Here is a 12353-nt window from a genome sequence, read left to right as displayed (position 1 = left end):
TCATGAACAAATATCCTGCTATAAATTTATACAATCTGCTTATTTAAACATATTTGTTACTTAGAAAAGATTTAAATTAAACCTATAAACACCATAAGTATTAAGCTATTAGCAGTCATTTATCAGCTTTTCCTAGGTCATGCTGCACAAAAATATACATGAAGGTAATAAGATACTTACATAAAGCTTATCATCTTTTTTCTCTCAAACTTTTAATTCTTATTGTAGGCTAATTATTCATTCGATAGCTGATAGCTGAATGCTTACTAAATCAAAGTATTTATTTTCAATTAATTCTGATTTTAACCAACAAAAATATGATTTTTTTTCCTTGTAATTATTCGAAATAATTTATATTTTGAAGTTTTTTTCCAAGAATCATAAGATTGCTAAATTATAAGTATTATTTGCAGTATTAAAAGCCATAATTTATTTACATATTTATTCCCATTTTTTGAGAATAATTAAAATTATTATAGTGCTAGATTGTAGTTCACTAAAAATCCTGAAAACTGAAAAAGTTGATAGCCGATAACCGAAATGACTCAATGTTTAAATCTTAACTGTTGAAGAGTTAACCAAGGAAAAAAAATCTCAAAGTTGTGGTGAAAAGTTAGTTTTAGTCGAAGGTTATCGCTCTCTAAAAATTATCGGGCAAGGAGGTTTTGGCAGAACTTTTCAAGTAGTAGATGAATATAAACTTTCAAAGCCTTTTGTGTAATTAAGCAATTCTTTACTCAAGTACAAGGAAATCAAACGTTATCAAAAGCTGCGGAATTATTTGCTCAAGAAGCTGAATGTTTAGATAGTTTAAGTATACATCCACAAATTTCAGAAATTTTCGCATATTTTACTCATAATAATTGACAGTATTTATTACAATGGTTTATCAACGGTAAAATTTACAAATTCAGAAGGAATTATAATACTCCGGATATTTTAATATAAGTCAATTTTTTTTATCATAATAATCGACAGTATTTATTACAATAGTTTGTCAATGGTAAAAATTTACAGAAGGAATTAAAATACTCCGGAATTTTAATGTAAGTCAAATTTTATAGTTGTTAAAATGTTTATTACTTGTGTTCAAATTTATTCATTATAAGCAGGTAATTTATCGATATATTAAATCCGAGAATATTATTAGGAAAAGTAAAGATAATCAATTAGTATTAGTGGATTTTGGTGCAGCTAAATTTGCCACTATGAATGCTTTAGGACAAACAGGAACTATTATTGTTCAGCATCCTATGTGGCGCAGAAAAATTAGTAATAAAAGCAACTTTTGCTAGTGATATTTATAGTCTTGGTGTGACTTGCATTTATTTATTAGCCTGAGTAGAGCCTTTGAATTTATTTGATGTGACTCAAGGTGAGTGGGTATGGGGAGATTATTGAAAGTCAAAGGTGAAGGATAAAGTTGAAAAAATCTTGGATAAAATGATTGTTGGAGCTACTAAGAAAAGGTTGAAAAATGTAGGAGAAATTTTGTTGCTAATTCAGTCTACTTATAAAATAAAACAACGGTCTATTTATACACCAAAATATCTCAAGTATCAACAGCATAATTAGAAAAAGAAGAGCTATTTACTTTTGAAGTTTTTATTTTCGACAACTCTAAATATTTTACTAACTATATCTAGAGAAGTGTGAGGCAAAAAATAGAAGATTTAATTATATTACTTAAATTAGAAATGCTTTATATTCCTGGGGAAAGTTTTCTCATGGATTCGCCAGAAAATGAAGAGGGAATAACAAAAATTGAAGGTCCGCGACACAAGGTTGTCCTCCAACCTTTTTATATGAGTAAATACTGCATTACTCCGGAACAAGATCAAGTCATTATGGGCAAAAACTCCTCTCACTTTAAAGAAAGAAAACTATTTGGAAAAAACTCTTAAGGAGGAAAGCGTCCAGTCGAATGTGTGGCATGGCATGATGCAATTGAATTTTACCAAAAACTATCTATAAAAATTGGAAAAGCTTATATGCTAACCAGAGAGAGTCAGTGAGAATATGCTTGTCGTGCTGGTACAACTACTTCTTTCTATTTTACTCCGAGTATGATCCCTAGTTTAGTTAACTACAACAGTAAATCTACTTGTAATGTGGGAAGTTTTCCTCCCAATGCTTTTGGTTTATACGATATGCACGGCAATGTCTGGGAATGGTTTAAGGATATTTGGCACGATAACTTAGTGCTCTTAGTAATGGTAGTCCTTGGGAAACCCCAGAAAAGGGATTTTTCAAATCTATTTTTGGTGGAGGCCGAGTGCTCTGCGACGGTAACTGGCTCGTCAATTCTATTTATTGCCGGAGTGCCAGGCGTGTCTATGACTATGCCGGCGGCCTCTTCTACAATGGGGGTTTTCGAGTCATCTCGTCTTCCCCGGTGGTTTCTGGCTTTCGTTCCTAGGACTCTTACCCTCTTTTCTTTTCCCTTTTTTTCCTTTGTCCTGGAGCTTAGTTAAGCCAGGAAAATAATTCCACTGTTCTCCACCCAAACCAACAACTCCTTTTCTCAATCATTCTGTGAAGCTCCAAAAAAACGGCGGCTCTCAGGATTTTTCCCTTTCATTTTCCCTCAAATTTTGATACTATATAAATATAAGGGTAACCTTGCCTTTGTGTATGATTATTTATTCAATACAAAAAAATAGCCCCCACTAATTTAGGAATTTGCCTAGGGGAGGCGATCGCCACTCGTTTCCATTCACAACTCCTTTTCTTAATCATTCTGTGGAGCTCCAAAAAAACGGCGGCTCTCAGGATTTTTCCCTTTCATTTTCCCTCAAATTTTGATACTATATAACTATAAGGGTAATCTTGCCTTTGTGTATGATTATTTATTCAACGCAAAAAAATAGCCCTCACTAATTTAGGAATTTGCCTAGGGGAGGCGATCGCCACTCGTTTCCATTCACAACTCCTTTTCTTAATTATTCTGTGGAGCTCCAAAAAAACGGCGGCTCTCAGGATTTTTCCCTTTCATTTTCCCTCAAATTTTGATACTATATAGATATAAGAGTAATCTCGCCTTTGTGTATGATTATTTATTCAACGCAAAAAAATAACCCCCACTAATTTAGGAATTTGCCTAGGGGAGGCGATCGCCACTCGTTTCCATTCACAACTCCTTTCTGTAATCATTCTGTGAAGCTCCAAAAAATCAGCAACGCTCAGGATTTTCCCTGACCTTTTCCGTCAAATTCATATATCGTTAATTTATAAAGTTATCCTTGATTATATTTATGACTATTTATTCAACATAATAAAAGTATTTTTTATAATAAAACTGACTTTTGAGTTTAACTATAATTTCACATCCTCCCCGGCCTAAAGGCGCAGAGATTTCTGAGCCTTAACCTCTAGCCGGGTTTATGTTTTATAGGAGGCTGCTACTTTGGCAGTATCTTAGACTTACCTTCACCCCCGTTAAAAGTCTCGGAATACTTCACCGCGACTTAGAAAAAATTCTTATGAGTGTTTATTTGTGCCTTCAAGGTACAAAATACTCCGAAGCCTAAAAGCTTCTCAAGTTTTGCACTCAACTTTATGAGTTTCAACAAACCTCTTCTTTTCTAAAGTATTTATGAGACAAGGCGGATTTTTCAAGCAATCTCATTTAAACATAGAAAGTCCAAACATGGAAGTCCCCCGATGGGTGGGCAAGGCTTTAAAACCAACCAACAAGGAAGTCGTCCTACATCATCTTGTCGAGTCTATCAATACGCTTCAAAAGTCGTATAAAAGCAAACCCCATCACCACAACCAACAAAACTAAAACCAAAGCCAAGCCACCTTGATTATTAACATATAAAATAGTCGCCGACAAAGTAAAACCACTAATCAACAAAGCATAATTAGTACCCATTTGTACATTACTAACTCGGCGAACCAACCTATCCGTTTCTACCGCCCGAACCCGAACCTTAATATCCCCCTGCTCTAACTTATCAATTGCATCCTCAATACGACCAGGCAAACCCAAAGCAGTAGAGCTAACCTGAGCTGCTTGACGACCAAGTTCATTAAAAATAGTCTTTTGAGAATCTTCATCAGACATAAGCTGCATGGCAAAAGGCTGTGCCACCTCCATAAAACTAAAATCTGGGTCTAAACCCTTACCAACCCCCTCCAAAGTAGAGAAAGCCCGCATAACAAAAGTAAAAGTTGCCGGAAAACGGAAAGGTTGGTCATAAGCAACCTCATACAAATCATCACTAATAGCAGTAATTGACTGAGCTTCAAATGGCTTATCCATAAAATTATCCAACATATATTGGATAGAACGCCTTACTGGCCCCATATCTCCAGTAGGTTTCAATGCTCCTAGATCAGTTAGAGATATAATTACCCTTTCAGCATCTTTAGAAGCAATGCCATAAAGAGTTTCCATAAGTTTTTCACGGATATTAGACTTAATTTGTCCCATCATCCCAAAATCATAGAAAATTAATCCTCCTTCTGGACTAACAGCAATATTACCCGGATGAGGGTCAGCATGGAAAAAACCATCATTCAAAAGTTGCTGTAAGTAAGCTTCAGCACCCATCCTAGCCAAAGCCTTTCTATCTTGCCCTGATGCTTCGAGAGCTTCATAATTACTAATTTTAATGCCTGGGATATATTCTAATGTGAGTACCCGTGGCGCTGAATACCGCCAATAAACTCTAGGAACTCTTACCCAATTACAGCTACGAAAATTCCGACGAAAAGTATCAGCATTGCGACCTTCATTGAGATAATCTATTTCTAGCCAGAGAATTCGGCAACATTCTTCATAAATACCTAACCAGTCCCGACCCCTACCCCATTGGGGGTGACTTTGAAAATAACGAGCTATTCCTTTGAGAATAGCCAAATCAATTTGGAATAGTTTTTTCAGCCCTGGTCTTTGTACTTTGACGACTACATCTTCACCAGAGTGGAGTTGTGCCCTATGAACTTGACCCAAACTGGCCGCAGCTAAAGGAACTGGATCAAAACTTGAGTATAGTTCTTCTACCTTTTTGCCGAGATCTTCTTCAATAATTGTCTCAATTTGTTCATAATTAAAAGCAGGGACTTTATCTTGAAGTTTTGAAAGCTCTTCTACATACTCTGAAGGAAATAAATCAGCACGGGTAGAGAATAGCTGTCCTAATTTGATAAAGGTAGGGCCTAACTCTAGCATAGTCTCTCGGACCCAAATAGCTTGTTTGCGTCGTCTGAGATTTTTCTTTTCTTCTGTTACTCCCCCCCGGTAACTCCAATCTTTTTTATCTACCCAAAGCCAAGTTAGCCAAAGGAGAACGAAACTCCAAATATCAATGTAACGGCGCTGGCGAGAATAACTTTCTCTATTCCAGCGATAAGCTTTCTGACTATAGGGTTTACTGGAGCCTTTAGTCATTGAGCCTCCAGTTGTATAGTTAGCTTGTTTATTATGGTTAATAATGTCATCCAGGAGAACAGACACAGTAGCAGTATGTTATAATCTATTATTCATTTATTAGTTATTAGTACCCCCAGCTTCAGCAAGAGGCAAGAAAATCAAAAATTTTCTTTTTTTATCCCCTCTTGAAAGGGGAAGCTTTTAGCCTTTTAACGATTACGATATTTTTTCAATTCCTCCCTAACTTGAGCAACTTCATACCTTAAATCATCAATTATGGCTTGTAGATCTTTGCTTTGAAAGTCAAAGTCGCTAGGATGACTATTGTTACTAGTGTTATTTCCTACCTGAGCTTCTCTATCTGCTTTTTCTGAAACTTGGTCAATAAAGTTGCGCAAGTTTTCTCTTTGCTCTGCATCAAATTTACCTAACCCACTTAGGGTATTTGTGATACCATTTTCTAGTTGCTCATAGATTCCCTCTGCAATGGCTCTCCCCAAAAAGAAAGCATGAATTGGTGGCTTACTCATAATAAAATAGTTTGTTTTGATAATTTACAAATCAATTTAGATGTTTTTTTAGTGATTTGAAGTTATTTTTTTATCTGCTTCATAAACTGTCTATTGAACTTTAAGTTTGGTCAATTAGTCAGCCATTTCTTAAATTTCAACAGAGTCATATTGTAAAGTATTGTATCACATTATTTAATAAGTGTCTTACCTATTTTATTAAAAGATGTTTATCTTTCACTGCAGCGGTTTTTCTCCCAGTAAGGTATGCCCATAACTGACAAGATGTCTTTACTACAATGTTTTCACAATTTATTCTGTACATCATTTGCTCCCTCATCTGATGTAATTTTTTTAGATATGGACTTTGAGAAAAATTATTGATTTAATTTTCATACATATAGATTCCGAGTATTTTGTTTTACAAATGTTTACAATCAGGCTTTTGTAGCGCGGGTATCAAGCCTTATCAAGCTTGACCTGACCATTGATCAAATCCTGTTTGTGTGTATAGAAAGCATCTGGTATCTTTTTTAGTTAAAGATGCTAATTAATAGAGCTATTTCGGGTACTTGTAATAGCTGAGTAGTAACTATTTATGCCAATATAAACCAAGAAACTGTAAGGCTGATAGTTAGGCAAGCAAATATAAAATGGTTTCTATATACTATATTTAGGGCGAGGTAATAAAGATTAGTCATTTCACAATATGGGAGATTTTAACAAGTGTAAAACCCTCATTTGAATCTACACTGAAATGATTATATATTTCATTTAATCAATAAACTAAGTAGTTATATCTATATTATTCTAGGAGTATCGTTAGCACTCAATAGTCAAGATTCAAGTCAACTTATAACTTATGATTATTAGTATTTTAGTATAGCCGATCGGTTTAGTGCTAATAAGTTTTACTAAGTTATAGTATAAAGAATTGGTGAAAATATTTACTTAAAATATTAACTTATCTTAAAAATATTAACAGTGGCAAAATCTAGGAGAATGGAATAATTATAATATCCTTTACTTTAAATATTTTATGAATACTAAAAAATTAAATTAATAGTAGTCATTTAGGTTCTAATTTTGCTGTTAATATTTAAATTTATAATCAGAAGGAATATATGATTTGTCTACTAAATTAACTTCTTCATCATAAAAATTATTTTCCGGAGAAAATTTAGTTTTCATATCAGCAGAATAATCTGCTTTTTCTGACCAATATTCATCATCATTAGAGACAGAAAAATCATTTTGTAGCAAATCATCCTGTTGAAAAGATTGCTTCGGCAATTTATTCAATTTTGGTGGAGTGAGAGAATAATTTTTGACTGAAGGAGAATCAAAAAGAGAAGTAGAAGGGTCGTGATTTCGGAAAGTGTAATTTTGATATTGCTTGAGATTCTCTAATAAATTATCCTTTGTCAAAGATGCAATGTTGTTGTTATTTGCTTTTCTATAACTATAACGCAGAGTAATATCAAAACCTATCCATCCAAAAGTTCCAGCAGTAAATAAAAATAACCAAAAAATTATCAGTTGCAAATATAATTGATTAATCCCACTCAATTTATAGTCTCTATCACTAGGGCTAAAAAAATCAAACTTATTTGATCCTAGACTTTTTATCTTAACCGTTTTACTTTTGACTTCATTGGAACAATAATTACCTCTTTTTAGATCAACACTTGATTCTGATTTCATCATAATTAATTGATCATTATTGTTAAATCTAGATACTTTTTCTGTTAAACAACTATTTGGTTTTTTGACCTCTAAAATATTTGATTTATTTAAAAGAAGTACCAACCAACCTTCTACAGTTTGAGGTCGCTTTTGAGGGTCTATTGCTAATCCTCTAACAATAGTCTCTTCAATATTAGAAGAAAGATTAGGTAAAATATCTTTCAGTTCTTTTTCAGAAAATTTAAGTGTTTGAGGAACAGTTTGACTTAATCTTAAAGCAGCGGGAGTAGGAATATTACCAGTAAGTAGATAGTATAATGTAGCGGTTAAAGCATAAATGTCTGTTGAAGGACTTAACTTTTCTTGTGGATTATACTGTTCTGGTGGTGAATATCCCACGGAAAATAAATTAGCATGAGTTTGCTTAATTCCATCAGTTAAGTCACAGGTAATACCAAAATCAGTTAGTACAACTGTGTTACTTTTAGCTCGCTTAATGATATTTTTTGGTTGTATATCCCGATGTAAAAACCCATTTTTATGAACTACTGAAAGAGCTGAGGCAATTTGGTATATATAATTAACAGCTTGGCCGGGATGGAGATTATGGCCAGATTGTATTAAATCAGCCAAATTTTGACCTGGTATATAGTCCATGACCATAAAGAAAAGCTGTTCTTCTTCAAAAAAGTCCCGTACATTGACAATATTGGGGTGTCGAAGGTTAGCCAGGAGATGAGCCTCAGCCATAAATTGACGTTGAAATTTAGCAAAATCTTGATGCTGGTGTAGACTTTCATTCAGAGTTTTCAGTACAACAATTTTGTTCAATTGATCATAAATAGCTCGGTAAGTTGTACCAAATCCTCCTTGACCTAAAATACTATGAATAATATATTTTCCTTTTTGAAGGACCATTCCTGCTTTGAGGTTCATAAATACTAATTTTTAATTTTTATAAAAGCATTACTGGTCAGAATACAACAAGATTTTTGTAGTTAATTCTGCTCGATTGATTATAGATGAATTTCGTGAATACTCCCACGGTAACTTTACAATATGACGTGGGCTTTTTTGCCTCCTAGTCCCATTATTCTGTCCAACTCCACGAAGCTCTAAATAATACTAATTCTGCTTATCAATTCATTTCGTTTTTCAAATTCCTCTCTAGCCCTTCTTTCTTCTGCCTTACCTTCGTAAATATTGGTTCTGGCTCATCTGAATTTAGTATAATAAAATACTATACAGCTTGATTTTTTATATTTTTGCGAGAGTTTTATATGATATTATTATTAATTTTTGAACTTTTGACAAAAAAGAATATTTATAAGTAAATTGGGCATTAAACTCCATTATTAATTAATAACTATGATTTAACAGAAAGCCACAAAATTCAAATTTTCCTTTTTTATCCCCTATTTGAGAGGTATTGCTCACTCTGAAATGGTCAGAGAATATTTGTGAACCCATACTTTATGTTGAGTAACTTTGAACAAAACAGGATTGTTGTAATTAGTTACTATCAGATTTTACATAGAGTGAAAATAGACCCTACCTTTAAAGGGGAAGCTATTAACCTTATTTTTTGGTTAAAGAAAATGGTTAAGTACTAGCTGGAAATACCCGAATCAGTTAATGTAACTCAGTAAGTATTTTAAAGATTATCAATTGTCAAAAACAAAAATCCATAAATATAAAATAGAATATCTATGACCAAAAAAAATTTTGGGTCTGGACTTAGTCCACTTTCCCGCAATCTAGTGCTAGGTCTACCAGTACATTGTCTAGATGATTATTCTAGTTGCTTACTTTCTCGATATGAAGCAGGAGTAGGAACTCATGTCGTGACACTAAATGCAGAAATGGTCATGCAAAGTGAGAAAAATTATGTATTAGCTCAGATAATTCGTCAAGCTGATCTGGTCGTTCCTGATGGAGCTGGGGTAGTTTTATCTTTGAGACTTAAGGGTATATGTGTACAGCGTTGTCCTGGTATTGAATTAGCAGAAAGTATTTTGTGGCAAGCACCGAAACAAAATTTAGATAATTTAGTATTTTTCTATGGAGGAAAACCGGGGGTAGCCATGAAAGCTGCACATATTTGGCAAGAGAAACTCCCAGAGTTATCCATCGCTTGCCAGCATGGTTATCTATCTCCAGCAGAAGAGAGGGAACTTTTACAGACTTTAGCAGAACTACAACCAAGATTGATATTTGTGGGTTTAGGGGCGCCTCGTCAAGAGTTGTGGATAGCAGAAAATAAACATATTTGTCCCAAGGCAATTTGGATTGGTATTGGTGGTAGTTTGGATATATGGGCTGGTTTAAAGAAAAGGGCGCCTGCTTGGTTTTCGGACAATTCTTTGGAGTGGTTGTATCGACTGTACCAGGAACCTTGGCGTTGGCGACGAATGTTGGCTCTACCACAATTTGTTTGGAAAACTTTGATGGATGTTAATTTTTAAAGCAATAATATCTCCAACCTGTTTTTTTAAGGGGATGAAAAAATTTTCGGCATAAGTATTTTAAGGATATGACTTCAGCAGTTGTTGCTGATAACTGAAATTATCTATAGCAATCCTAAGTAGGTTGCGGCAAAATTTTATACTGAAAAAGTTTTGGGAAATTGAATATTTGACCATCCGCAAAAAACTTAAATAGCCACTTAACTACTTTAAAAGAACTGCAAAGATGATAAAAAGTAATACTGAAATTTTTGGTTTGTAACCAAATATCTTCAACAGGATTTTGCTCCGGAGCATTGGGAGCAAATCTTGTACAATTTATCAACAATTCTTCTTCTGATAAGTATTGATTAATTGTCATTAAATATTCTCGAAATTCTTGAGAGTTATGGTAAGTTGCCCCATCCCAAAATATTGCCAATTTGTTGCCCGGTCTTTGCTTCTGCAAATATTTAATAAATTCAATAGTATTTTTAGTATTTCCACTCTCATATTCTTGCACAAGAAATTCCTTGGTTTTATAGTCTAAAGCTCCATAATAAGTCTGTCTTTCTTTTTCATTTTTAATTGCAATTTCTATTCTTTCATCTGTTTTTCCCCAAGCATAACCTAATATGTCTCCCCATAGAAGATGACATTCATCAATCATAAACACTGTAAGCTTTCCAGTTTCTATTTCTGGTTGCCATTTAGCTAAAAATTCCTCTATTTCTTTTCTTTTAACTTCTACTAATTAATCATTTTTAGCAGGATTCTTTTTTTGAGTTTTTTTCCAACTTATGCCCGCTTCTTTAAACAAGTTATAGTAACTTTGATTAGACTCAAAAACCACATCATATTGCTCCTGTAAGTAGTTTTTTAAATCTGATAACCTAAGATAATCTTGTGCTCTCAACCACTCAATTGTTTTCTCTTTTTCGACCGTTTTTAAGTAACCTTGTCTCCCTTGATACTGAAGCCTTAAACTTTCTACACCATGAAATAATGCTTGGTTTTTCCATTCACTAATAAAACTGTGAGAAACATTTAATAATTCTTTGACTTCATGGTAGGATTTTCCTGACAAGGTCATTTTTACGGCCAAGGCCCTTTTAATTTCTTTAGACTCTTTTGTTTGATTAATAAAATCATTTAGTTTATCTATAATATTCATTTTTTGTCTTTTTCTTAGATCTGTTATTCTTACTATTATATCTGTTGCGACCAATATGGGATTGCTATATATGATGATACTTATAAATAGTCATACAGGATTAATTATACATCTATACAAGCTAAGTTTTTCCCCTTCTTGTGAGCTCAAATAATTAGGGTGAGCTGAAAAAAAAATGAAAGTATTTACTTAAATATTATTGCGCGCTTTTTTTGTGGAAAAAATGTACAATCTTTTGGCTCCAGTTGGTTTAAAGTTGATATTTTTGAGTAAAGCTAAGAGCTATTCTATTGATTTGCGGTATGATTTCAGCCGAAAAAGATAAATTTTAAAAGCGATATATGCTAATTAAAAACTTTTTGTCAGAGGAAGAAAAAAGTATCTAATTTACTCAATAAAATGTAGAAAATTTTTTGAGAAATTTAGTATTTCTAAAAGAAGAGAAGATTACCTTAGTTAAGGAGATGCTTTATCTAATCTAAGATTAGTAAATCAATGGGAACAAATGGCAAACTAGAAGAATATAAATAGCAGCAAACAGGGAAAACTAAAAAATTATTATCAAAACAGTTGGGTAATAATTTTAGAGAAATTGTCCAAATAGTGTCTCTAAATTTGACAATAGATTTTGTCCCTCAGGATTTAAGTAGAGTGGAGTAAGGCTTTAAGATGCTAATTTTATTAGTACAGACCTACAAAATACTAATTTCTGTAATGCTAATTTGATCCTAGCTGACTTGAGTGGAGCTAATCAAGTGGAAAGACATCAATTGGAAAAGGGTAGAAAAATATGTATTTAAGTGGCAAAAGTTAATTTACAAAGCATCCAGCGGTGCCGATATCTGCAGAATGCGTAATTACCAAAAACTTCACTGCTGGTATTGACGCCATTAATAAATTATCCCCCATACAGAGATTTCACTCAGTAGATCTACCCCTTCTCAAAGGGAGCCCTACCCGCAGAGTCACTGATACTAAAACCAGAATGATAAGAACAATGGCTATTAGGCATACCAAAAATGTATGACAGAGCACTCCAAGCACTGGTTAAGATAGTTAGGTCACCAAAGTGGGAGGCACTTGTTGAACCTAATAGCTATGGTCTTTTCCGGAGGTGAACACATGATGCTATTTAGGCAATATATATAAGCGTCAATCAT

General features: G+C 33.5%; 10 protein-coding genes and 2 pseudogenes. 8 read left to right on the top strand and 4 right to left on the bottom strand.

What is annotated here, in order from left to right:
- Positions 1-556: 556 nt before the first annotated feature.
- From TERY_RS37240 to TERY_RS37230, 5 genes and pseudogenes are all read left to right on the top strand, one after another.
- Positions 557-855, top strand: a pseudogene (locus TERY_RS37240) (hypothetical protein); the annotation flags it as partial.
- A 230-nt stretch (positions 856-1085) separates the two neighbouring features.
- Complete coding sequence (locus TERY_RS25590; RefSeq protein WP_052845824.1) at positions 1086-1295, top strand: hypothetical protein; 210 nt, start codon at positions 1086-1088, stop codon at positions 1293-1295.
- Between the two features lie 148 nt (positions 1296-1443).
- Positions 1444-1575, top strand: coding sequence for a hypothetical protein (locus TERY_RS35240; RefSeq protein WP_370495671.1), 132 nt, complete (start codon positions 1444-1446; stop codon positions 1573-1575).
- 77 nt (positions 1576-1652) lie between these two features.
- Entirely contained in the window at positions 1653-1904 is a 252-nt protein-coding gene (locus tag TERY_RS37235; protein WP_011612865.1) for a hypothetical protein, read from the top strand.
- Between the two features lie 162 nt (positions 1905-2066).
- The gene (locus TERY_RS37230; protein WP_052845823.1) at positions 2067-2474 is read left to right on the top strand and encodes a formylglycine-generating enzyme family protein; all 408 of its coding nucleotides are present in this window, start codon (positions 2067-2069) and stop codon (positions 2472-2474) included.
- Between the two features lie 1232 nt (positions 2475-3706).
- Here TERY_RS37230 and TERY_RS16435 read toward each other — a convergent pair.
- From TERY_RS16435 to TERY_RS25575, 3 genes are all read right to left on the bottom strand, one after another.
- Positions 3707-5464, bottom strand: coding sequence for an ABC1 kinase family protein (locus TERY_RS16435; RefSeq protein ID WP_044136875.1), 1758 nt, complete (start codon positions 5462-5464; stop codon positions 3707-3709).
- 125 nt (positions 5465-5589) lie between these two features.
- Entirely contained in the window at positions 5590-5910 is a 321-nt protein-coding gene (locus tag TERY_RS16430) for a DUF6825 family protein (protein ID WP_011612863.1), read from the bottom strand.
- Positions 5911-6981: 1071 nt separating this feature from the next.
- Positions 6982-8511, bottom strand: a complete 1530-nt coding sequence (locus TERY_RS25575; RefSeq protein ID WP_011612862.1) for a protein kinase domain-containing protein — start codon at positions 8509-8511, stop codon at positions 6982-6984.
- A 773-nt stretch (positions 8512-9284) separates the two neighbouring features.
- Here TERY_RS25575 and TERY_RS16420 point away from each other — a divergent pair.
- The gene (locus TERY_RS16420; RefSeq protein ID WP_011612861.1) at positions 9285-10040 is read left to right on the top strand and encodes a WecB/TagA/CpsF family glycosyltransferase; all 756 of its coding nucleotides are present in this window, start codon (positions 9285-9287) and stop codon (positions 10038-10040) included.
- Positions 10041-10155: 115 nt separating this feature from the next.
- Here the strand turns inward: TERY_RS16420 and TERY_RS33350 are convergent.
- Positions 10156-11193 (bottom strand): annotated as a pseudogene (locus TERY_RS33350) (IS630 family transposase).
- A gap of 680 nt (positions 11194-11873) precedes the next feature.
- Here TERY_RS33350 and TERY_RS30925 point away from each other — a divergent pair.
- A complete protein-coding gene (locus tag TERY_RS30925) occupies positions 11874-11993 on the top strand; it encodes a pentapeptide repeat-containing protein (RefSeq protein WP_081432557.1) in 120 nt (39 codons plus the stop codon).
- Positions 11944-12078, top strand: a complete 135-nt coding sequence (locus TERY_RS37225) for a reverse transcriptase N-terminal domain-containing protein (RefSeq protein WP_370497249.1) — start codon at positions 11944-11946, stop codon at positions 12076-12078. Before TERY_RS30925 ends, TERY_RS37225 begins: the two co-directional genes overlap by 50 nt.
- Positions 12079-12353 lie beyond the last annotated feature (275 nt).

The organism is Trichodesmium erythraeum IMS101 (assembly GCF_000014265.1).
Taxonomy (GTDB): Bacteria; Cyanobacteriota; Cyanobacteriia; order Cyanobacteriales; family Microcoleaceae; genus Trichodesmium; species Trichodesmium erythraeum.
Note: the sequence above shows the minus strand (reverse complement) of the source record. Positions and strands in the feature narration are given on the sequence as shown.

What these genes read in the sequence shown, in the direction of transcription:
- TERY_RS16420 (WP_011612861.1), top strand. Translation starts at nt 9,285, where the DNA reads ATGACCAAAAAAAATTTTGGGTCTGGACTTAGTCCACTTTCCCGCAAT.
- TERY_RS35240 (WP_370495671.1), top strand. Translation starts at nt 1,444, where the DNA reads ATGATTGTTGGAGCTACTAAGAAAAGGTTGAAAAATGTAGGAGAAATT.
- TERY_RS37230 (WP_052845823.1), top strand. Translation starts at nt 2,067, where the DNA reads ATGATCCCTAGTTTAGTTAACTACAACAGTAAATCTACTTGTAATGTG.
- TERY_RS25575 (WP_011612862.1), bottom strand. Translation starts at nt 8,511, where the DNA reads ATGAACCTCAAAGCAGGAATGGTCCTTCAAAAAGGAAAATATATTATT.
- TERY_RS16430 (WP_011612863.1), bottom strand. Translation starts at nt 5,910, where the DNA reads ATGAGTAAGCCACCAATTCATGCTTTCTTTTTGGGGAGAGCCATTGCA.